Here is a 21,485-nt window from a genome sequence, read left to right on the forward strand (position 1 = left end):
GGATGATCCTCGCCGTCCTGCAAGCCCGCATGAGCTCCACCCGCCTGCCGGGCAAGGTGCTGATGCCGATCGTGCGGGCGCCGATGATCATCCGCCAGATCGAGCGCGTCGCCCGCTCTCGCCGGATCGACAGGCTGGTGGTGGCCACCAGCACCGATCCGCTGGACGACGCCATCGAGACCGCCGTGCGCCGCGACGGAATCGCCGTGCATCGCGGTCCACTCGACAACGTGCTCGAACGCTTCGTCGGCGCGCTGGATGCGCATCCGGCCGACCACGTCGTGCGCCTGACCGCCGACTGCCCGCTGGCCGACCCGACGGTGATCGACGCGACCATCGACCTGCACCTGTCGTCGCGCGCCGACTACACCAGCAACAGCCCCGAGGGCGCGGCCTACCCTAAGGGCCTCGACGTCGAGGTGATCACCGCCGCCGGCCTGCGCCGCGCCGCCGCGCAGGCCGACAGCCCCGAGGCCCGCGAGCACGTCACCTGGGACGTCTGGAACAACCCCGACCGCTGGAACCTAGCCTGGCTGCCGGACGCCCCCGGCGAGGGCGCGGTGCGCTGGACGGTCGACCGGCCCGACGACTACGCCTTCGTCGCGGCGGTCTATGACGCACTGTATCCCAAGGACCGGGCCTTCACTTCCGACGACGTCCGGGCCTTCGTGAGAAGCCGGGAAGACCTGCTGAACTACGGCGGCGACCGTCGCGCATAGGCGCCGGGTGCGACAATCGCGCCGCGTCCCTTAAGGACAGGGTTAACAAAGTATTCGGCAAAGCGGCCCCAGGCTGCTGCCGCGACCGCTCCACCGGTTCGCGCCAGCTTTTGAGGGGCCTCCGGTTCGGGGGCGGACGGACATGCGCGCCCTGCCCGACATCCGGGGTCTGAAGTACCCCGACGAGTTCATCGCCCGCCACTTCTTCAAGCGCGGCCTGCACCAGCGCGCCGGCAAGGTGGTCGAGCTGGGCGGCGGCACGGGCAACAACCTGTCGCTCTACGCCGCCTATGGCTGGATCCTGGTCAATGTCGACTATTCGGCCGCGGCGCTGGAAGACGCCCGCTGGAACCTGGGCGAGGCCGCGACCCTGATCCAGGCCGACCTGTCGCTGGGCCTACCCGACGGGATCGAGGGACCGATCGACGTCCTGCTGATCCCCAACCTGCTCTGCTACCTGACCAACGCCCAGGCCCACCGGGTTCTGACCGCCGTGCGCGAGAAGCTTGCGCCGAACGCCGAGGTGTTCGTCCGCACGCGCCTCGTGGACGACTATCGCTACGGCCGGGGCGTCGCCGAGGAGCCCGACGGCTTCCGCCTGGCCACGCCGGAGACGGGCGAAGAGGGCCTGTTCAACCTGTTCTACACCGAGGCGGGCCTGGTGAACCGCCTGCGCGACGAACTGGGTCTCGCGCAGCCCGACATCTTCCGCGTCTCTTTCGACAATTTGCAGGCCGGCGTCCGCGTGCCCCGCAACAGCGACCTCGTCGTCTGGGGGAGCGCCTCGTGAGCGGCCGGATCCGCATCGTCGGCGGCGGCCTGACCGGGATCATGGCCGCCTTCGAGGCCCATCGCCTGGGCTGGCGGAACATCGAGCTGCACGAACGCTTCGACGCCCTGGGCGGCGTGGCCCGCCCCAAGGTCGTCAGCAGCGCGGAGATGCGCGACGGCTGCGTCTATTTCGGCCCCGAGGGCGACGCCCTGCTCGAACGCCTGAAGGCGCAAGGGGCGACCTTCGAGACCTTCGACAACCGCTTCGGCTCGCTCAGCCTCGACGGCGCGGGCAAGCGCGTCTTCACCTGGGACTTCGGCGGTCCGGCCGTCGACTGCGCCAGCCTGCGCATCGCCCGGCCGGCCGGCGACAGCCTGGCCGACCGCATCGCCGCCTACCCCTCGCCGATCACCGAGACCCTGACCGAATACTGCCGCTGGCACCTGGACGCCGACCTTTCCGCCGTGCACGGCGAGGCGGCCATTCCGCTGGCCATCAACCGGGTCTATCCGGCCGGCGCCGAGACCCCGGCCCTGGTCGCGCTCAAGGCCTCGAACGAATGGGCCGACGAGCTGTACGGCGTGCCGCGCGGCCTGTCGGGCCGCACCGCCAACGTCACCGCCAGCCTGCCGGCCGGCGGCTTCACGGCCCTGTTCGAGACCTGCCGCCGGTCGCTGGAGGCCCTGGGCGTCGACATCCGCTTCGAGAGCCTGATCTCGCCCCGTCAGGTGATGGCCGAGCACGCGGCCGGCGATACCGTGGTCTGGGCCGCCAATCCGACGCCGCTGTTCAAGCCCATGGGCCTTTCGACTCCGTCGCTGGTGAAGAAGAGCTTCTTCACCTACGTCTTCGAGGCGGATTTCGACGGCCCCTGCCCGGTCTATGTCCAGAACTTCACGGCCAAGGGCGACTGCTTCCGGGCCTATCTGTACGAGAGCGGCGGCAAGACCCTGGTGGTGGCCGAGTGCGTGCGCGAGGCCGACCTGCGCGCCCTGCCCGGCGAGATCCGCGGCCTGCTGTCGGGCTTCGGATCGCTGAAGACCGGCGCCTTGCTGCACTCGGGCGCCCAGCCGCGCTGGATCTATCATTCGCGCGACGCCATCGCCGGCCTGGCGGCCCTGCGTGAAAAGCTGACCGAGCGCTTCGGGCCGTCCTTCGTCTGCGGCGCCTGGGAGCCCTACGGCAAGAGCGCCAAGCTGGCCGAGGTGGACGCCGCCCTGGCGCTGGCCCGCGCCACGCCCGCCGCCGATGGCCTGGCATTGGCCGGATGAGCGCCGCCTCGCCCCCGAAGACGGCGGCGATCATGCAGCCGACCTATCTGCCGTATCTCGGCTATTTCCAGCTGATGGCGGCCAGCGACGTCTTCGTCTTCCTCGACGACGTGCAGTTCGCCCGCCGCTCGTGGCAGTCGCGCAACCGGATCCTCACCGCCCAGGGCGAGCTGATGCTGACGGTCCCGGTCAGAAAGCACGACCGCGACACGCCGATCCACGCCATCCGCATCGACGACAGCCAGACCTGGCGCGACAAGCACCTGGCCGCCATCCGCCACGCCTATGGCAAGCGGCCGTTCTTCGCCGAGGGCTTCGCCTTCGTCTCCGAACAGCTGGCCCGCGAACCCGACGGCGCTCTGGCCGACCTGACCTGCGGCCTGGCCCAGGCCGCGGCGATGCGGATCGGGATCCAGACCCGTTTCGTCCGCGCCTCGAGCCTGAACGCGGCGGGCGCCCGGTCCGAGCATCTGCTGGCCATCTGCCGCGCGGTCGAGGCCGCCGAGTACGTCTCGCCGACCGGATCGGCCGACTACATGGAAGAGGACGGCGTCTTCGCCGCCGCCGGCTTTCCGGTCCGCTTCAAGCCCTGCCGCATGACCGAGTATCCGCAGGGCCGGCCCGAGTTCACGCCCTATATGGGCTTCGTCGACGCCCTGATGAACGTCGGCTGGGACGGGCTGAAGGCCCTGGTCGCCCCCTAGCCGCCCACCATGTCCCAGGCCAGAGGCTCGCCGCGGGTCAGGGCGCGGGCGGCGGGACGGCCCAGCACCTTGTCGAGATCCGCCGGTGGCAGACCGTTGCCCGGACGCACGGAGCGGACATTGTCGCGGGTCAGGACCGCGCCGGCCGGCACGTCGGCGGTGACGTAGAGCGAGCGGCGAAACAGCAAGGACCCTTGCTCGGCGCCCAGCACGTCGTAGTGGGCGCGGCCCAGCGAGGCCCAGGCGTTCTTCGTGTCGTCGACCAGGGCCTTGAACTCGGCCGGCTCCAGGCTGAAGGCGGCGTCGGGGCCGCCGTCGGCGCGGGCCAGGGTGAAGTGCTTTTCGACCGCGCAGGCGCCGACCGACACCGCCGCCACCGAGGCGGCCGTGCCCGGCGTGTGGTCCGACAGGCCGATCGGGCAGCCGAAGCGGGCGGCCATGTCGGCCACGGTCCGCACATTGGCGTCGGCGAAGGTGGCCGGATAGCTGGAGACGCAGTGCAGAAGCAGCACGCCCGGCGCGCCGGCTTCCAGGGCCGTGTTCCGCGCGGTCTCGATCTCGGCCAGGTTCGCCATGCCGGTCGAGATGATCAGCGGCTTGCCCCGAGCGGCCGCATAGCGGATCAGCGGCAAGTCGACGGCCTCGAACGAAGCGATCTTGTAGGCGGGGGCGTCGAGGCCCGCGAGCAGGTCGACCGCCGTCTCGTCGAACGGGCTGGAGAAGATGGTCACGCCACGCTTGCGGGCCCGTTCGAAGATGGCCGCGTGCCACTCGAACGGGGTGTGGGCCTCTTCGTAGAGCTCGTACAGGCTGCGCCCGTCCCACAGGCCGCCGTGGATCTTGAACTCGGGCCGGTCGACGTCGAGCGTGATGGTGTCGGCGGTGTAGGTCTGGATCTTGATGGCGTCGCAGCCGGTGTCGGCGGCGGCGTCGACCATCTCAAGGCAGCGGTCGAGGCTGCCGTTGTGGTTCCCCGACAGCTCGCAGATCACGTAGGGCGGATGGTCCGCGCCGATCTTGCGGCCGGCGATCTCGATTTCGGGCGAAGCGGTCATGGGCGGAAACTCACGCGGTTTGTTGCCTATTAACCCTGAAATCGTGGACGAGCCGTCAATCCCCGCCACCGCCGCCGTCGCCCCCGCAGCTTCCGCCGTCCGACGACGAGCCGCAGTCCGACGAGGAGGAGGAGGAGCTGTCGGAATAGTGGGTCGAGCCGCTGTCGCCGCCGTCGCCCTTCTTGCCGCCGGCCTTGGCCTCGGCGGGCTTGGCCACCTGCAGCGCCGAGCCCAGGCCCCCGCCGATGGCGATGCCCACGCCGATGCCGATCGCCAGGTTGTCGAGGGCCAAGCCCAGCGCGACCCCGATCGCCGTCCCGATGCCAATACCGATCGTCAGTCCGCCCTTCATGGTGTCCCCAAAGCCATCGCAACGACGCGGAATCGACACTATATGTTCGCCCATGTCCACTACCGCTCCCCGCCAGACGCGCTGCCTGATCATCGGTTCGGGCCCCGCCGGCTACACCGCCGCCATCTATGCCGCCCGCGCGCTGCTCAAGCCCGTGCTCATCGCCGGCATCCAGCCGGGCGGCCAGCTGACCATCACGACCGACGTCGAGAACTATCCGGGCTTCGCCGACGTCATCCAGGGCCCCTGGCTGATGGACCAGATGCGCGCCCAGGCCGAGCACGTGGGCACCGAGTTCGTCAGCGACATCGTCACCAGCGTCGACCTGTCCAAGCGCCCGTTCGTGGTCAAGACCGACAGCGGCCAGGACTGGATCGCCGAGACGATCATCATCGCCACCGGCGCCCAGGCCAAGTGGCTGGGCCTGGAGAGCGAGAGCAAGTTCCAGGGCTTTGGCGTCAGCGCCTGCGCCACCTGCGACGGCTTCTTCTATCGCAACAAGGAAGTCGTGGTGGTCGGCGGCGGCAACACCGCCGTCGAGGAAGCCCTGTTCCTGACCAGCTTCGCCAGCAAGGTCACCCTGGTGCACCGCAAGGACGAGCTGCGGGCCGAGAAGATCCTGCAGGAGCGCCTGCTGGCCCATCCGAAGGTCGAGGTTGTCTGGGACAGCGTCATCGACGAGGTCGTCGGCGACAGCGATCCCCAAAATGGACAACCTGCGGGCGTCACCGGCGTGCGCCTGAAGAACATCAAGACCGGCGAATTCACCGAGCTGAAGACCGACGGCGTGTTCATCGCCATCGGCCACGCCCCGTCGTCGGAACTGTTCGCCGGCCAGCTGGAAGTCGGCCCCGGCGGCTACCTGAAGGTCAAGCCGGGCACGGCCTCGACGGCCATCGAAGGCGTCTACGCCGCCGGCGACGTCACCGACGACGTCTACCGCCAGGCCGTGACCGCCGCCGGCATGGGCTGCATGGCCGCCCTGGAGGCGGTGCGGTTCCTGGCCGAGGAAGACCACAGACAAGCCCACCACCCGATCAGCCACGCCGAGGCCAACGAGATCGGCGCCTGGTAGGGTTGGGTTTGTTGGAATGACGGAAAGGCCGCTCCTCAGGGGGCGGCCTTTTTCGTTGGCCTGCCCACTTTCTGGAATCTCCCCCTGTGGGGGAGGCGATCGCGCAGCGATCGGTGGGGGGAGCAGCAACCGAAACTGCCGACACCGCGGAAGCTGAAACCGCCCCCCCACCGGCCTTCGGCCGCCTCCCCCACAGGGGGAGGTTCGTTGCTTTAGATGCTCCCCCTGAAGGGGGAGCTGTCGCGGAGCGACTGAGGGGGAAGAGACTGCGGCGCTGGCCGGTGAACTGAGCTCACCAGGCACTTCCCCCTCCGGCCCTTCGGGCCACCTCCCCCTTCAGGGGGAGGATCTTCAGAGCGGATTCAGCAGGTTGGGCGGCCTGGGCTTCGGCTTGGGCGCAGGCGGCGGCGCCTCGACGGGCGGCGGCGGAACGGGCTTGGCGGCGGCTTCGGCCTGGACTTCGGGGAGCACTTCCAGGGCCTTGTTGATGCGGGCGATCTCTTCGGGGGTGGCGATGCGGCGGCCCGCGACGCTGCCCTCGACCCTGATCCGCTCGCCGCCCGGCGCCGTGGCGTCGGGGATGACCACCAGCCTGGCGTCCTTCAGGGCCGCGGTCGGCGCGGGGCCGCCCAGGGCCTGGGCGAGGCTCTGGGCCAGGACGGCGGGCGGCGCGGCCTCGAGCGTGCGCGGGTCGGCGCCCATCAGGGTGGCGGTCGAAATCTTCGTCTCGCCACCGGCGTAGCGGCCCTTGAAGGCGGCCAGCGTGCCCGACGGCCCCGTCCAGCGATAGAAGATGTGCGTGCCGACCTGCTTCAGCTTGACCAGGGTCGGGGCCCAGTACGGGGCCACGTAGTCGGCATGGTAGTGGGTGGCCACGCCCACATCCTTCATCACGAAGCCCGACAGCGCCCTCTTGGCCACGGCCTGGGCGCGGTCCCAGATCGTCGGGACCACGGTCTTCTCCAGCGAGCCGTCGCAGGTGAAGCTGAACTGGCAGCCGGTGCTACGCAGCGAGCCCTCGTAGATCACGCCGCAGATCGACTTGGGATACCCCGGATGGCGCAGGCGGTTGAGCACGGTCTGGGCCACGGCCTGCTGGCCCTCGGGCGCCTCGAAGCCGGCCTCGAAATAGACCGCCTGGGTCAGGCAGTGCAGCGCCCTGGCCCGCTCCTCGCCCGAGGTCTTCAGCACGAAGGGCCGGGCCGCCTCGATCGGCAGGGCCGCGGGCAGGCGGTAGCCGTTGATCAGCCGCGCGTCCTCGAAGCCTGGAACGCCGTCGCCGAGCACCGGGATGGTGGCGATGTCGATCACCTCCCAGCCCTTCACCCGGCCCCAGTAGTCCTTGCGCGGACGCGGATCGTGGCGGCGGGCCAGGGCCAGCATCGCCGGGTCCATGTCGGCCGTGTAGCGCGCGAGGCCGGCGTCGGAGAGCGCGCCGGCCTGGCTGGCCAGGCCCGCCGCGCGCCCGTGCTGGCGCGGCAGGTGGTAGGCCGTCGCGCACGCAGAAAGGCCGCCGACGGCGATCAGCGCCGCGGCGGCCTTCTTGCCCGGATGTCGCCTTGAGGACGGCACGCGGGGTGGTCGGATTACTTGCTCAGGGTCGAGCGCAGCATCCAGGCGTGCTTTTCGTGGGCCGCCAGGCGCTGGGTGTAGAGGTCGACCGTGGCTTCGTCGCCCGCCTCGTCCGGGGCCTCGATGGCGCCGCGCAGGGTGGCGATCACCGTCTCGTTGTCGGCCAGGAGTTCCTTGATCATGCCCTCCCAGTCCTTTTCGGCGTCGCCGTCCTTGATGCTGGAGAGGTTGCCGAAGGCGGCGTAGCCCTGCGGGGCCAGCTCGCCCAGCGCGCGAATGCGCTCGGCGATCAGGTCAAGAGCGGCCCATTCTTCGTTGTATTGGCCTTCCAGGAGGATGTGCAGGGACTGGAAGTAGGGCCCGCGAACATTCCAGTGATAGCCGTGCGTCTTGAGGTAGAGCGCATAGCTGTCGGCCAGGACCTTGTTCAGTCCCTGCGCGATGTCAGCGCGTTGCTTGGCCGAAATGCCGATGTTCGGAGCGGTCGCCATTCATGATCTCCCGTGTTGCGTGTCCTAGGTAAGCGTGTCCATGCTCTTGGCAAGCCTGCTCATGAGCGCGGAGCAAGAATGAACAAAAACGATCCGCTCGCCCCCACGCCGACGCCGCGCCCTGCGGCGTCCGCCCTGCTAAGCGCGTGGCTCATACCAGAGGTTCCTCCGCCGTTCTGGCGGGCGGCCCTGGCCGCGATCGTGGCCACGCTGGCGGCGCTGGGCATGCGCTTCGCCCTGCTGGGCCCCGACCAGACCCTGGGCGCGACCCAGGCCTTCTTCCCGGCCATGGTGCTGGTGACGCTGTACGCCGGCTGGCGCTGGGGGCTCGTGCCGATCGCCAGCGGCGCCGCGCTGGGCTGGTGGCTGTGGGCCGGTCGCTACGCCGACACCCTGAGCGAGCCGCAGACCGCCTCGATGGTGCTGTATCTGGTCTCGGCCACGGCGACGACGGCGGTGGCCCACGGCATGCGCGCGGCGGTGATCGGCCTGGCCGAGGCCCGTCGCCGCCAGCAGGACGCCGAGACGCGGCTGGACGTGACCCAGGCCGCCGCCGGCGTCGGCCCCTGGGAGTGGGACGTGACCACCGGGGCCCTGCAGCTGTCGCCGGCCGCGCGGCGCAACCTGCGCCTGCCGCTGGAAGGGCCGCTGGATTTCGAGCGGGTGGCCGCCGCGGTGCACCCCGAGGACCGCCCCCGGGTTCAGGAGGAGATCAGGCGGGCGATCAAGAGCGGGCCGCTCTACGAGGTCGAGTACCGGCTGGTCGACGGGCCGGACGGCGAGCGCTGGATCCATGGCCTGGGCCGGATCGAACGCGACGCGGCGGGCCGGGCCGTGCGCGTGCTGGGCGTCAATTTCGAGGTCACCAAGCGCCGCCAGGCCGAGGAAGGCCTGCGCGAGAGCGAGGCCCGCTTCCGCGCCCTGGCCGACAGCGCCCCGGCCCTGATGTGGATCACCGGCATGGGCGGCTCTCGGGAGTTCGTCAACGCCGCCTATGTGGACTTCGCCGGCGCCGACTATCGCGACGCCCTGACCCTGGACTGGCGCACCCGCATCCATCCCGAGGACCTGCCGACCATCCTCAAGGCCCAGATCGCCGGCGAGGCCTCACGCAAGCCGTTCAGCCTGGAGGCGCGCTATCGACGGCCCGATGGCCAGTGGCGGTGGCTGAAGTCGTTCTCGCAGCCGCGCTATGGCCCCGGGGGAAGCTTCGCCGGCTTCATCGGCATCGCCTTCGACGTCAGCGACGCCAAGGAGGCCGAGGCCAAGCTGACCGGCATGAACGAGCTCCTGGCCGACAAGGTCGACGCCGCCGTCGCCGAGCGCGACCTGGCCCAGGCCGCGCTGAGCCAGGCCCAGAAGCTGGAGGCCATCGGCCAGCTGACCGGCGGCGTGGCCCACGACTTCAACAACCTGCTGACCGTGGTCATCGGCGCCCTGGACGCCGTGCAGCGCCACCCCGACGACGCGCGCCGCCGCGACAAGATGGTCGACGCGGCGCTGTCGGCCGCCAGGCGCGGCGAGAAGCTGACCCAGCACCTGCTGGCCTTCGCCCGCCGCCAGCCGCTCAATCCCGAGATCTGCCGCGTCGATCGCCTGATCGCCGAGAGCGAGGCCCTGCTGCGCCGGGCCGTGGGCGAGGTGCTGCCGCTGAAGCTCAGCCTGGGCTCGGGCACGCGTACGGCGCGGATCGACGCCGGCCAGTTCGAGGCCGCCCTGCTGAACCTGGTGGTCAACGCCCGCGACGCCAGCCCCCCGGGCGGCGCGATCGTCGTGGAGTCCGGCCCCGAGACGCTGGCCAAGCCGCGCGGCGAGCTCAAGCCCGGCGCCTACCTGCGGGTCTCGGTGCGCGACGAGGGCAAGGGCATGGACGCGGCCACCATCGCCCGCGCCTTCGAGCCGTTCTTCACCACCAAGGCCTCGGGCAAGGGCACGGGGCTTGGCCTGTCGCAGGTCTACGGCTTCGTGCGCCAGAGCGGCGGCGAGGTCGAGATCGCCTCCAAGCCCGGCCAGGGCACGACGGTGTCGCTGCTGCTGCCGGCCAGCCACGAGGGCGCGATCCTGCAGGCGGCGCCGGTGGCCCCGCCCGCCCCGCGACCGGGCGTCGAGGTGCTGCTGGCCGAGGACGACCCCGAGGTCGGCGACCTGGTCGAGGCGATGCTGATCGAGCTGGGCCACAATGTGCGCCGGGCCGGCGACGCCGACGAGGCGCTGAGCATGGCCCGGGCCCATCCCGACCTTGGCCTGCTGCTCACCGACGTGATGATGCCCGGCGACAAGAGCGGCGTGGACCTGGCCTCGATCCTGTCGGCCGAGCGGCCGCAGCTGCCGATCCTGCTGAGTTCGGGCTACACCGGCCAGGAGCTGGCGGAAGCCCGCGCCGCGCCCTGGCCGCTTCTGCGCAAGCCCTATGCGCTGGACGCCCTCGTGCGGGCCATAGACCAGGCGTTCGAAACCCGCCGCCCGCACTGACCTGCCCTTGGACCGAAAGGGCGTCCTTGCACGGTCGCGAGGGATTTTTCGTCCGCATGCTTTGCATTCCCGGAACGAGCGGCTATATGTGGATAGCCCCTTATGCTCATTTTCAGCATAAGTCGCGACGCCGGACGGAGCCGCAACCTTGGTCCGGCGTTTTTTGAGGCCCAGGAAATGCTCACTTTGAGCATAAGAGAGGACGACATGGCCGACGGTTTCGCGCCCCTCGCCTTCACCGCCGATATCGAGGCGGAAACCGCCGCCGTCTGGGACAAGGTCAAGCACCACGTCACCCCGATGGAATGGCGTCTGCAGGCGCCGCTGATCTCGGAGATCAACCGGATCAAGCGCGAGAAGAACGCCGCCATCCTGGCCCACAACTACATGACGCCGGACATCTTCCACGGCGTGGGCGACTTCGTGGGCGACAGCCTGGCCCTGGCCAAGGAAGCCGCCAAGTCGGACGCCAAGATCATCGTCCAGGCCGGCGTGCACTTCATGGCCGAGACCAGCAAGGTCCTGAGCCCCGAAAAGAAGATCCTGATCCCCGACCTTCTGGCCGGCTGCTCGCTGGCCTCGTCGATCACGGGCGCGGACGTGCGGCTGATCAAGCAGCGCCATCCGGGCGTGCCGGTGGTCACCTACGTCAACACCACCGCCGACGTGAAGGCCGAGACCGACATCTGCTGCACCAGCGCCAACGCCGTGCAGGTAGTCGAATGGGCGGCCAAGGAATGGGGGACCGACAAGGTCATCCTGATCCCCGACGAGTTCCTGGCCCGCAACGTCGCCCGCCAGACGAACGTCAAGATCATCGCCTGGGCCGGCCACTGCGAGGTGCACAAGCGCTTCACCGCCCAGGACATCGCCGACATGCGCGCGGCCTGGCCCGGCGCCGAGGTGCTGGCCCACCCCGAATGCCCGGCCGAGATCCTCGAGGCCTCGGACTTCGCCGGCTCGACGGCGGCGATGAACGACTACGTGGCGGCCCGCAAGCCGGCGCAGGTGGTGCTGATCACCGAGTGCTCGATGGCCAGCAACGTGCAGGCCGAAAGTCCCGGGACCCAGTTCATCGGCCCCTGCAACATGTGCCCGCACATGAAGCGGATCACGCTGCAGAACATCTACGACGCCCTGGTGCACGAGCAGTACGAGGTGACGGTCGACGCCGAGGTCCTCGACCGCGCCCGCCAGGCCGTGCAGCGGATGATCGATCTGCCGCCGCCCGCCACGCCGGCCCGCTACGACCTCGTCAAGGCCCGCCACCACGTGGACGTGGAGCTGATCTAAGCTCCCTTCCCCCTCTGATGAGGGGAAGGGTTGGGGATGGGGGTGACGCGGCCTGTCCGCTGCAACGCCCGCCCCTCGTCTTTCTCGGATGGTCGAACCGCCGTGTTCACCCCCATCCCCGGCCCTTCCCCATCGAGGGGGAAGGGAGTGGAGTATGAGATGGTCGACCGCATCACTTTCGACGGCCCTGTCATCCTCGGCGCGGGCCTGGCCGGCCTCAGCGCGGCGCTCGCCGCGAAGACGGCGCTGGTGCTGTCGCCGACCCCGCTGGCGACCGGCTGCTCCAGCGCCTGGGCGCAAGGCGGGCTGGCCGCCGCCCTGGCCGGCGACGACACCCCGTCGCTGCACGCGGCCGACACCATCGCCGCCGGCGCGGGCCTGTGCGACGGCGAGGCCGTGGCGCTGCTGACCCGCGAGGGCCCCGCCGCCGTCCGCGCCCTGGCCGCCATCGGCGCGCCGTTCGACCGCAAGCCGGACGGCGATTTCGTGCTCAGCCTCGAAGCCGCCCACTCCAAGGCCCGTGTCGCCCGTGTCGGCGGCGACGGGGCCGGCGCGGCGATCATGGCCGCCGTCATCGCGACCGTGCGCGCCACGCCCTCCATCACGGTGCGAGAGAACGCCCGCGCCCGCGGCCTGCTCCAGGACGAAACCGGCCGCGTGGTCGGGGTGCTGGCCGAGATCGGCGGCGACCTCGTGGAAGTCCGCGCCAAGGCCGTGGTCCTGGCCACCGGCGGCGTCGGCGGCCTCTACGCCGTCACCACCACCCCGACCCAGGTGCGCGGCGAGGGCCTGGGCCTGGCCGCCCTGGCCGGGGCCGAGATCGCCGATCCCGAGTTCGTCCAGTTCCACCCCACGGCCATCGACATCGGCAGGGATCCCGCGCCGCTGGCCACCGAGGCCCTGCGCGGCGAAGGCTCGATCCTGCGCAATACGGATGGCCGCGCCTTCATGGCCGACTATCACCCGGCCAGGGAGCTGGCCCCGCGCGACGTGGTGGCCCGCGCCATCCACGCCGAGCGCGCCGCCGGCCGCGGCGCGTTCCTCGACGCCACGACGGCGGTGGGCGGCCATTTCCCCCACGAGTTCCCGGCCGTGTTCGAGGCCTGCCAGAGCGCCGGCGTCGACCCGCGCCGCGAGATGATCCCGGTCGTGCCGGCCGTGCACTATCACATGGGCGGGGTGGCGACGGACCTGGACGGCCGCGCCAGCCTGCCGGGCCTCTATGCCGCCGGCGAATGCGCCTCCACCGGCGTGCAGGGCGCCAACCGCCTGGCCTCCAACAGCCTCCTGGAAGCGGCCGTGTTCGGCGCCCGCGCCGGCCGCGCGGCCGCGCTTGAGGGCGAGGCCGGCGGCGAGGCCGTCTCGCTCGCGACGCTCCCCGACCTGCCGGACGAAGCCTTCCAGGCCCTGCGCAAGGCCATGAGCCGCGACGCCGGCGTCATCCGCGACGCGGCGGGCCTTGCCCGCCTGCAAGGCGAGATCGTCGCGCTGGAAGCCGCCCACGGCCCGTGCCCGCCCCTGGTCGCCGCCCGCCTGATCGTCGACGCCGCCCTGGCCCGCCAGGAAAGCCGGGGCGGTCACTATCGGTCGGACTTCCCCGAACAAGCCGTCCCCGCCCGCACCTTCGTCACCCTCGACCCGGTCCAGGCCGGTTTGCGCCACGCCGCCGAGTAGTGGTACGTAAGGGGAACGGAGACGCGACCATGAGCACCAACCTCGGTCCATCTGACAGCCCTTTCGACGGCGCGGCCGAAGGCTTCGCCGAGCAGGGCGTGACCGAGTTCCTGCTGACCGTCGACGACCTGGAGACCATGCTCCGGGCCGGAATTTTCGATCGCGACGACGCCACCCGCGTGGAACTCGAAGACGGAAGGCTGGTGCGGATGTCGTCGGAATCGCTGCCCCATGCGCGGACCGCCGCCCGTCTGTCGCTCGCGCTAAACCTGGCCCTCTGGCGGTTGGGCCTGACCGACCGCTACGAAGTGCTCAACGGCGGTACGGTCCGCGTTTCCGATATCTCGGCCTTCGACCCGGACGGCGCGGTGATCGCCCGCGACGCCGAAGGCTTCTTCATGCGCGCCGACCAGGTGTTCCTGGTCATCGAGTCTTCGCTGGCCACCCTCAAGCGCGACCTCGGCTCCAAGAGCCGCGCCTACGCCGCCGCCGGGATCGCCGAATACTGGGTGATCGACGTCAAGCACGCCCAGCTTCACGTCTTCCGCCGTCCATTCGAGGGCGAGTGGACCGAGCGCCAGATCCTTAACCCCGACGACAGCGTCTCGCCGCTGTTCGCTCCCGACGCCGACATTGCCCTGAAGAGCGTATTTTGACCGTCCCTCCCCGTATCGAGCCGCTGCCCGACCTCCTGATCCGCCCCATCGTCGATCTCTCCCTGGCCGAGGATCTGGGCCGGGCCGGCGACATCACGGGCCTGGCCTGCATCGATCCCGACGCCCGGCTTTCGGTGGTGTTCGCCAGCCGCCAGGACGGGCGGGTCGCGGGCCTGTCGTGCGCCCGCCTGTCGCTGGCCGCCCTCGATCCGAGCGCGACCTTCGAGGTGGTCACGCCCGACGGCGCCGACGCCGCGCCGGGAACCGTGCTGGCCCGCGCCGAGGGCAACGCCCGCGCCGTGCTGGCCGCCGAGCGCACGGGTCTGAACCTGCTGGGGCGCCTGTCGGGCATCGCCACCCTGACCCGGGCCTATGTGCGCCTCGTCGAGGGAACGCTTGCGACCATCGTCGACACCCGCAAGACCACGCCCGGCCTGCGGGCGCTGGAGAAGTACGCCGTGCGCTGCGGCGGCGGGGTCAATCACCGCTTCGGCCTCGACGACGCCATCCTGATCAAGGACAACCACGTCGCCGCCTGTGGCGGGGTGGGCGAAGCCGTCCGCCGGGCCCGCGCCTTCGCCGGGCACCTGGTCAAGGTCGAGGTCGAGGTCGACGGGCTGGACCAGTTGGAAGACGCGCTGAAGCACGGTCCCGACGTGGTCATGCTCGACAATTTCAGCCTCGACGACCTGAAGACCGCCGTGTCGCTGGCCAAGGGCCGGGCGGTGCTGGAGGCCTCGGGCGGGGTCAACCTGACGACCGTGCGCGCGATCGCGCAGACCGGTGTCGACGTGATCAGCGTCGGCGCCCTCACCCACTCTGCCCCCGTGCTCGACATCGGCCTGGACGCGCCCCCTTAGGATCCGGGCTCAATTGCCTGGAGAGAAAATCCTTTAGAATCAATGACCCATCAATCGTCATCCCGGAAAGCGCGAAGTGCTTATCCGGGACCCAGGGGCCGACGCACTGCCGGTGGCCCCTGGGTCCCGGCTCTGCGGCCCGCTACGCGGGCCTCCGGCCGGGACGACGACCTTTGTAGAGTCTAGGCAACTGAGTACGGCCCTCAAGGCCGCGGGATCGCCTGGTTGAAGTTGAACACCCGGTCGGGGTCGGCCTTGGCCTTGATGGCCTTCAGCCTGTCGAGGTTCTCGCCGTAATAGGCCGTGGCGAAGTAGTCGGCGCGCTTGGGATCGTGCGACAGCGAGGGGTCGGCGAAGTTCTGGTAGGCCCCGCCGCCGGCGCGCGGCCACATGGCGGCGTAGAACTCGTCCTGCCAGACGCGGTTGGCGTCGAGCAGGATCTTGTTGTGGCTGTCGCCTTCGCTCCAATAGAGGCCCACCACCATCAGCCAGTGGCTGTCGCGGTGCACGAAGGCGGTGTCGGTCGGCTTGGGCGCATTGATCGCCCCGCCGGTCTGGAAAAAGCGCAGGTCGCAGTAGCCGTTGACGCCCGGCCACTGGCGCAGATGCTTGAAGCCCAGGGCGAGGTCCTCCAGGCCGAACTTCGGGTTCCTGACGAAGCCCGAACGCTCCTGGTAGAAGGTGGCGAAGCCGTCCTCGTGCAGGAAGTCCTGCGCGGCCCAATAGGGCAGCTCGTTGATGCCCGCCCCGCCGGTGGGCGCGGCCGCGTCGAGCACGGGCTTGAGGATCTTCAGCAGCTCGTCGCGCGGGCCGGCGTACTGGCCCAGCACGCTGATCGGCACGTCGTAGCCGGCCTTGTATTGCAGCGGCGTGATCGCCCCGAACGACACGCGCGAACCCAGCTTGCCTGGCGCGGCGTTCAGCGCCTCCATCAGCATCGCGCCCAGCGCCTCGACCGAGACGCGGGGACGGATCTCCGGCGTGCGGCTCCAGGAAAGGTCGAAGACGGTGACGACCTTGCCCTTCACGTCGAAGGTCTGGAGGGCGAACTCGGTGCTGACGCCGAAATTGCCGCCGCCGCCGCCCTGGCAGGCCCAGAACAGGTCGGCGTCGCGGGGGTCGGGCGCCTTGGCCAGGAGCCTGCGCTGGGCGCCGTCGGCCAGCACGATCTTGCTCTCGACCAGCTGGTCGCAAGCCATGCCATGGGCGCGCATGTTGAAGCCGATCCCGCCGCCCAGCAGGAAGCCGGCCGCGCCCACCGACGGACAGCGGCCGTGGGTCACCGCGCGGTCCTCGGCGCGTAGCAGGCGGTAGAGGTCGCGGTTGCGGGCCCCGGCCCCGAACCGGGCGACGCCGGTCGTCCGGTCGTAGCGCGCGTAGTTGATCAGGCTGGTCTCGATCAGCAGGCCGTCGGTGACCGAATAGCCGGCATAGGAATGGCCGCCGCCGCGGATGATCGGCCGGATGTTGTTCTCGCGCGCCCAGCGGACGGCGAAGCCGACCTCGTCGGCCGAGGCGCAGCGGGCCACGCCCTGTGGCAGGGTGTGAGCGTAGCGCAGGTTGTTGGGCAGGGCGATCACCTGGTAGTCGGCGTCGCCCAGGCGCAGCAACCGCCCCGACAGCGCCTTGGACAGCTGCGCCCAGCGGGCCTCCGGCGGCCCGCCGGGCGCGGGCGTCGGCGGCAGGGCCGCCACGCGCGGCGACAGGGCCAGGGCCGTCTGCGGCGCCAGGGCGGCGCTGGCCGCCAGGAAGCCGCCCGCGGCCAGGAAGTCACGCCGGCTGGCGAAATAGCGCTTGGTCTGCATCGTCTCCCCCACTCTGTTGTCTGGTTGGTCCTGATCGCTCGATCAGAGGCAGTCGGCCGCCACCTTGCGCAGGTCCGGCGCGCCGGCCGGACGCTCGGGGTCCAGCATCAGTTTCTCGTCGCCGCTCAGCCCGGCCAGAGCCGCGCTGAAACCTTTCTCGCGACCGCGGGCATGGTCCTCCAGCGCCGTCATCGCCTTGGGCGACAGCTGGGCCTGCAGGACGTTGGACGCGCAGGCGCAGCCCACGCGGTCGAGCTTCAGCCCGAAGGCCTCCAGCTCGCCGTCCAGGCAGGCCTTGGTCACCGCCTCGCGCTGGGCCGCGGGCGTATCGGCCTGCACCCGACCGCAGGCGCTCAAGGCCAGCACCGCCAAAATCGTCAGAATCGTACGCATGCTCTTCCCCTATCCAGCCAGGGTGGCGATGCACGCATCGGCTTTATGTGAAAATTATAACGCCGGGCGGGTTTCCCGACCGGCGGGCGCCGTAGCGGAAAGTCTTTGCGAAACCACCATTGCCACCGGTGTCTTCCTGGCTCATCTAGACGCTCGGGCGGGCTTCAAGACCCGCCGGATCATTACCGAGGCGCCCCCGTGACCACCGACACCGCCGCCAGCCAGGCCCTGCGCCTTTCGGCCACCAGCTTCCCCGCCGCCCTGCCCGGCGTGGCCCTGCCGGCCTATGAACGCGACAAGGTGGAGATCGGCGTCGTCCACTTCGGTCCCGGGGCCTTCCATCGCGCCCACCAGGCCTTCTATTTCGACCAGCTGCTGGCCAAGGACCCGCGCTGGGGCGTCTGCGCGGTCTCGCTGAAAAGCCCCGGCGTGCGCGATGCGCTCTCGCCGCAGGACGGCCTCTACACCCTGGCCCAACTGGACCACGAGACCAGCTTCCGGGTCATCGGCTCGATCCTGGAGGTGCTGGTCGCCCCGGAAGATCCCGAGGCCGTGTTCGCCCGCCTGGCCGCGCCCCAGACCCGCGTGGTCACCCTGACCGTCACCGAAAAGGGCTACACCCTGACCGGCGAGGGCAAGCTGGACACCGCCCACCCCGACATCGTCCACGACCTGGCCGAGCCCAGCCGGCCGGTCAGCGCCGTGGGCTACATCGTCGAGGGCCTACGCCGCCGCCTCAAAGCCGGCCTTGCGCCCTACGCCGTGGTGGCCTGCGACAACCTCGCCGACAACGGCTGGCGCCTGAAGGCGGCCACCGTGGCCTTCGCCGAAGCGGTGGACCCGGCCCTGGCGGCCTGGATCGAACAGAACGGCGCCTTCCCGCGCACCATGGTCGACAGCATCACGCCCGCCACCGACGACGCCCTGCGCGCCCGCGTGCAGGCCGCCACGGGCCTTGCCGACGCCTGGCCGATCCAGCGCGAGGCCTTCACCCAGTGGGTGGTCGAGGACGTGCTCGGCGACGGCGCGCCCGATCTCGCCAGCGTCGGCGTCACCCTGACCGACGACGTGCGCGGCTTCGAGCGGGCCAAGCTGCGCCTCTTGAACGGCGTGCACTCGACCCTGGCCTATGCCGGCCTGCTGAAGGGCCATGAGACGGTGTTCGAGGCGGTCGGCGATCCGGCGCTGGAGGCCCTGGCCCGCGACCTGATGGCCAAGGACATCATCCCGACCCTGACCGCCCCGCGCGGCCTGGACCTGGCCGCCTACGCCGAGGCCATCCTCGATCGCTTCCGCAATCCCGAGATCCGCCACCTGCTCAGCCAGATCGCCTGGGACGGCTCGCAGAAGCTGCCGTTCCGCATCCTCGGCACGGTGAAGGACGCGCTCGAGGCCGACCGCAGCGTCGAGCGCCTGGCCGTGCCGATCGCCGCCTGGTTCCATTTCCTGAAGACGCGCGCCGCCGAGGGCGCAGCGGTCACCGACCCGCTGGCCGACCGCCTGCTGGCCGTGGTCGCGGCCCTGCCCGGCGACGCCAGGGGCGACGTCGCCGCCTTCCTGGCGGTGGAAGCGGTGTTCCCGGCCGGACTGGCGGGCGACGCGCGGTTCGTGGCGGCGCTCGAGAAGGCCTACGGCGAGCTGGGCTGAATCATACCCCTGTCATTCCCGCCCCTGTGGCGGGAATGACGGGAAGATCTACGGCTTCCAGTCCGGCAGGTTGGCCAGCTGGTCCTTGGTCAGCTTGGTGCGCACCAGGTGGTCGTTCGGATCGCCCGGCTCGGGCGCGACCGAGACGTCGGCCAGGGCCACCACCACCTTCTTGTCAGGACCGACGCGGTCGATCTCGATGACCACGGCGGTCGGCTTGCCGGCCGCGTCCAGCAGCACATGCTCGACCTCGCCAGCCTTGCGGTTGGCCGAGTCGATGACGTCGGCGTCCTCGATCTGGCCGACGGTGAAGCTGCCCTTGGCGCTGAGCGTCTCGTCGCGGGCGATGGTCGATTGGGCGAAGGCCGCGCCGCCGGCAAGGGCGAAGGCGACGGCGGTCAGGGCGATCCGCTTCATGGCGTGTCTCCGTGTTGTTGCCCGAAGCCAACGCTCCGTACACGGCGCCGTTCCGCAAGGACCGGATCAACCGGGGGTGCAGCCCAGGATCGCCCCGCCGGCCGGATCACGCTCGACGGCGACGACCAGATGCATGGCCTCGCCCTCCACGACCCGCCGCCCTTCACGGTCCAGCCGGAAACCCGCCGCATTGGCCTCGCGCACGACTTCGTTCCACGGCGCGTCGAAGCCGATCCACCAGCGGTCCTCGCTCTCCAGCAGTCCGGCGACCGAGACGTCGCGCACCTTCAGCCCGCGCCAAGTTCCGGCCAGCGGAATGCGGGCGCTGTAGGCGTCGCCCTTCCGCTCCAGCGTCGGCGCGCCGATCCGCGCCCGATAGGCGTCGGGCGCCTGCAGCCGTCCAAGCCGCACCGCCACGTCCGACCCTTCGCCCTCGAACACCAGCAGGCTGTCGATCAGCCGCTTCAGATCCGCGCCGGGCGTGCAATCGAGGGCGTTCTCGAACCGCAGCAACCCGTCGAGAGCCGGCTGTCCGGCCGGCCGGACGCAGGCCGTCGAAGACAGGATCGCCGCCAGGGCGACAGCGCGCGCAACGCCCGAAAGATGTTTCGCCATGCCCCCTCGCATCACTCGAAGCGCAACCTTGCCTACAGGTGATGCGGACGCAAGCGGACACGGCCTCGCTTCGACGCGAATTCCCGACTAGCCTGCGGTCGCCATGATGGTTCTCGGCATCCTCGGATTTCTCGCCATGGGCGCCGTCGGCGGCGGCCTCGCCCTGCGCGGCGGGGCGATCGTCAACGCCATGGCGGCCGCCCTGCTGGCGGCCGACCCGCAACTCGACGTTCGCTTCCGCCGACGCTGGCATACCAATATCGAAGGCATGCGCATCACCGCCGAGTACGAGCGGCGCTTTCCGGGCGGCCCGCTGACCGCCAGGCTGCGACGGATCTACTGGGCGCTGGGCGTCTGGTTGATGCTGGGCGTGATCTGCTTCTACGCCCTGCAGGACCGCTTGCCAGGTTAGGCCCGCACGCCCTTGCCCAGCACCACGGGCGCGACGGTGCCCAGCAGGATCTTCAGGTCGAACAGGAACGAGGCGCGGGCCAGGTACTCGGCGTCCAGCGCCACCTTCTCAGGGATAGCCAGTTCGTCGCGGCCGTTGATCTGGGCCCAGCCGGTGACGCCGGGACGCAGGGCGTCGACGCCGGCGGCGGTGCGGGCGGCGACGAGGTCGTCCTGGTTGAACAGCGCCGGGCGAGGGCCGACCAGGCTCATGTGGCCGACCAGCACGCTCCACAGCTGCGGCAGCTCGTCGAGGCTGGTCTTGCGGAGGAACGGTCCGACCGGCGTCAGCCAGCGGTGCGGATCGTCCAGCAGGTGGGTGGCGACCTCGGGGGTGTCGATCCGCATGGTGCGGAACTTCGGCATCGGAAACAGGCGGTTGCCCCGTCCCACCCGCTGCGACCAGTAGACCGCAGGGCCCGGCGAGGTGGCCCGGACCAGCACCGCCACCACGGCCAGGGGCAGGGCCAGCACGGCAAGGCCCGCCGCCGCCGCGGCGAAGTCGAAGGCGCGCTTCAGCACGCGATCAGGCCAGGTCGCTGGCGGCCGCGTCGAGCAGCAGGTAGGCGCGGCCGGCCTCCGAGGCCAGCAGCGCGGCCACGAGGAAGCCCTCGCGGTCCTGCTGGGCGGCTTCGCTCACCATGCCGGCGTAGCGGCGCACGAAGCGCTCGGCGTTGGCCTTCAGCGTGGCGTCCGAGAACAGGCGGCGGACCAGGCGGCGGATCGCGGCCGGAGCCAGCTTCTTGACCACCTCGCGGGCGCCGTTGTCGTCGTGGGTCTGGATGGCGGCGGCGATCTCGTCGATGCGGCCGCGCGGCAGCAGGGCCGACGGATCGATGCCCATGGCCAGTATCTCGCCGGCCAGCTTCTCGCCCAGGGCCGCGTCGCCCGGCGAGCTGCCCTGCATGTCGCCCAGCAGGTTCTTCCAGCTCCAGCCGCCCTCGTCCTGGGCGGGCTCGGGCGGGGTCGGCGCCGCGCCGCGGCCGCCGGCGGCGTCGAACATGGTGCGGAACTCGTCGTCGGTGGCCGTCGGGGTCAGTTTCAGGCGCTGGCGCGGCGGCGGCTCCAGCGGCGCGAAGTCGTCGTTGGGATAGGCCGGCGGCGGGGTCTGGGCGCGCGGCGGCTGCGGCGCGGGCTGGACCGGCGGCGGAGGCGGCGGCGCCTGGCGCTGCTGGGGCGGCGGGGCCTGAGG

Annotated in this window: 21 protein-coding genes and 1 pseudogene; 12 read left to right on the forward strand and 10 right to left on the reverse strand. The window is 70.7% G+C overall.

Features of this window, described 5'->3' with window-relative positions:
* Window positions 1-2 precede the first annotated feature (2 nt).
* From DDF62_RS07655 to DDF62_RS07670, 4 genes are all read left to right on the forward strand, one after another.
* The gene (locus DDF62_RS07655; RefSeq protein ID WP_116488574.1) at window positions 3-719 is read left to right on the forward strand and encodes a cytidylyltransferase domain-containing protein; all 717 of its coding nucleotides are present in this window, start codon (window positions 3-5) and stop codon (window positions 717-719) included.
* Between the two features lie 142 nt (window positions 720-861).
* Window positions 862-1,509: a class I SAM-dependent methyltransferase gene (locus DDF62_RS07660; protein ID WP_116488575.1), complete on the forward strand. Its 648-nt coding sequence runs from the start codon at window positions 862-864 to the stop codon at window positions 1,507-1,509.
* Window positions 1,506-2,762, forward strand: a complete 1,257-nt coding sequence (locus tag DDF62_RS07665; protein ID WP_116488576.1) for an FAD-dependent oxidoreductase — start codon at window positions 1,506-1,508, stop codon at window positions 2,760-2,762. The genes DDF62_RS07660 and DDF62_RS07665 overlap by 4 nt, the downstream gene beginning before the upstream one ends.
* A complete protein-coding gene (locus DDF62_RS07670; RefSeq protein ID WP_116488577.1) occupies window positions 2,759-3,466 on the forward strand; it encodes a WbqC family protein in 708 nt (235 codons plus the stop codon). The genes DDF62_RS07665 and DDF62_RS07670 overlap by 4 nt, the downstream gene beginning before the upstream one ends.
* Here the strand turns inward: DDF62_RS07670 and pseI are convergent.
* On the reverse strand, window positions 3,463-4,521 hold the full coding sequence (gene pseI / locus DDF62_RS07675) for a pseudaminic acid synthase (RefSeq protein WP_116488578.1): 1,059 nt from the start codon (window positions 4,519-4,521) through the stop codon (window positions 3,463-3,465). The genes DDF62_RS07670 and pseI overlap by 4 nt on opposite strands.
* A gap of 55 nt (window positions 4,522-4,576) precedes the next feature.
* The gene (locus DDF62_RS07680) at window positions 4,577-4,873 is read right to left on the reverse strand and encodes a hypothetical protein (protein WP_116488579.1); all 297 of its coding nucleotides are present in this window, start codon (window positions 4,871-4,873) and stop codon (window positions 4,577-4,579) included.
* Between the two features lie 52 nt (window positions 4,874-4,925).
* On the opposite strand from DDF62_RS07680, the gene trxB reads away from it, so the two are divergent.
* Window positions 4,926-5,948 carry a thioredoxin-disulfide reductase gene (trxB, locus tag DDF62_RS07685; protein ID WP_116488580.1) on the forward strand — a complete coding sequence of 341 codons (1,023 nt, stop codon included), beginning with the start codon at window positions 4,926-4,928 and terminating at the stop codon, window positions 5,946-5,948.
* Between the two features lie 351 nt (window positions 5,949-6,299).
* Here trxB and DDF62_RS07690 read toward each other — a convergent pair whose 3' ends face one another.
* Window positions 6,300-7,520 carry a cell wall hydrolase gene (locus DDF62_RS07690; protein WP_116488581.1) on the reverse strand — a complete coding sequence of 407 codons (1,221 nt, stop codon included), beginning with the start codon at window positions 7,518-7,520 and terminating at the stop codon, window positions 6,300-6,302.
* Window positions 7,521-7,534: 14 nt separating this feature from the next.
* The gene (locus DDF62_RS07695; RefSeq protein WP_116488582.1) at window positions 7,535-8,011 is read right to left on the reverse strand and encodes a Dps family protein; all 477 of its coding nucleotides are present in this window, start codon (window positions 8,009-8,011) and stop codon (window positions 7,535-7,537) included.
* 78 nt (window positions 8,012-8,089) lie between these two features.
* Between DDF62_RS07695 and DDF62_RS07700 the strand changes: the two genes are divergently transcribed.
* From DDF62_RS07700 to nadC, 5 genes are all read left to right on the forward strand, one after another.
* Complete coding sequence (locus DDF62_RS07700; RefSeq protein WP_116488583.1) at window positions 8,090-10,483, forward strand: hybrid sensor histidine kinase/response regulator; 2,394 nt, start codon at window positions 8,090-8,092, stop codon at window positions 10,481-10,483.
* Between the two features lie 207 nt (window positions 10,484-10,690).
* The gene (gene nadA / locus DDF62_RS07705; protein ID WP_165832194.1) at window positions 10,691-11,776 is read left to right on the forward strand and encodes a quinolinate synthase NadA; all 1,086 of its coding nucleotides are present in this window, start codon (window positions 10,691-10,693) and stop codon (window positions 11,774-11,776) included.
* A gap of 159 nt (window positions 11,777-11,935) precedes the next feature.
* Complete coding sequence (locus DDF62_RS07710) at window positions 11,936-13,450, forward strand: L-aspartate oxidase (RefSeq protein ID WP_116488596.1); 1,515 nt, start codon at window positions 11,936-11,938, stop codon at window positions 13,448-13,450.
* Window positions 13,451-13,479: 29 nt separating this feature from the next.
* Window positions 13,480-14,106 (forward strand): Uma2 family endonuclease, encoded by a 627-nt coding sequence (locus DDF62_RS07715; protein ID WP_116488585.1) that lies wholly within the window; start codon window positions 13,480-13,482, stop codon window positions 14,104-14,106.
* Between the two features lie 14 nt (window positions 14,107-14,120).
* Window positions 14,121-14,966 (forward strand): carboxylating nicotinate-nucleotide diphosphorylase, encoded by an 846-nt coding sequence (gene nadC, locus DDF62_RS07720; RefSeq protein ID WP_116488597.1) that lies wholly within the window; start codon window positions 14,121-14,123, stop codon window positions 14,964-14,966.
* 203 nt (window positions 14,967-15,169) lie between these two features.
* Here nadC and DDF62_RS07725 read toward each other — a convergent pair whose 3' ends face one another.
* A complete protein-coding gene (locus DDF62_RS07725) occupies window positions 15,170-16,771 on the reverse strand; it encodes an FAD-binding oxidoreductase (protein WP_116488586.1) in 1,602 nt (533 codons plus the stop codon).
* A 42-nt stretch (window positions 16,772-16,813) separates the two neighbouring features.
* Window positions 16,814-17,164, reverse strand: a complete 351-nt coding sequence (locus DDF62_RS07730) for a hypothetical protein (RefSeq protein WP_133244901.1) — start codon at window positions 17,162-17,164, stop codon at window positions 16,814-16,816.
* A 198-nt stretch (window positions 17,165-17,362) separates the two neighbouring features.
* Between DDF62_RS07730 and DDF62_RS07735 the strand changes: the two genes are divergently transcribed.
* Window positions 17,363-18,811 carry a mannitol dehydrogenase family protein gene (locus tag DDF62_RS07735; RefSeq protein ID WP_116488588.1) on the forward strand — a complete coding sequence of 483 codons (1,449 nt, stop codon included), beginning with the start codon at window positions 17,363-17,365 and terminating at the stop codon, window positions 18,809-18,811.
* Window positions 18,812-18,859: 48 nt separating this feature from the next.
* Here DDF62_RS07735 and DDF62_RS07740 read toward each other — a convergent pair whose 3' ends face one another.
* Window positions 18,860-19,228 carry a PRC-barrel domain-containing protein gene (locus tag DDF62_RS07740; protein ID WP_208866839.1) on the reverse strand — a complete coding sequence of 123 codons (369 nt, stop codon included), beginning with the start codon at window positions 19,226-19,228 and terminating at the stop codon, window positions 18,860-18,862.
* Between the two features lie 66 nt (window positions 19,229-19,294).
* On the reverse strand, window positions 19,295-19,843 hold the full coding sequence (locus DDF62_RS07745; protein WP_116488589.1) for a hypothetical protein: 549 nt from the start codon (window positions 19,841-19,843) through the stop codon (window positions 19,295-19,297).
* Window positions 19,844-19,946: 103 nt separating this feature from the next.
* On the opposite strand from DDF62_RS07745, the gene DDF62_RS07750 reads away from it, so the two are divergent.
* Window positions 19,947-20,255 (forward strand): hypothetical protein, encoded by a 309-nt coding sequence (locus DDF62_RS07750; RefSeq protein WP_116488590.1) that lies wholly within the window; start codon window positions 19,947-19,949, stop codon window positions 20,253-20,255.
* Here the strand turns inward: DDF62_RS07750 and DDF62_RS07755 are convergent.
* A complete protein-coding gene (locus DDF62_RS07755) occupies window positions 20,252-20,812 on the reverse strand; it encodes a sugar transferase (RefSeq protein ID WP_116488599.1) in 561 nt (186 codons plus the stop codon). The two genes, DDF62_RS07750 and DDF62_RS07755, sit on opposite strands and share 4 nt — an antisense overlap.
* Window positions 20,813-20,819: 7 nt before the next feature.
* Window positions 20,820-21,485: pseudogene (locus DDF62_RS07760) on the reverse strand (polar localization protein TipN); the annotation flags it as partial.

Origin of the sequence: Caulobacter radicis (genome assembly GCF_003094615.1) — a bacterium.
Classification (GTDB): Bacteria; Pseudomonadota; Alphaproteobacteria; order Caulobacterales; family Caulobacteraceae; genus Caulobacter; species Caulobacter radicis.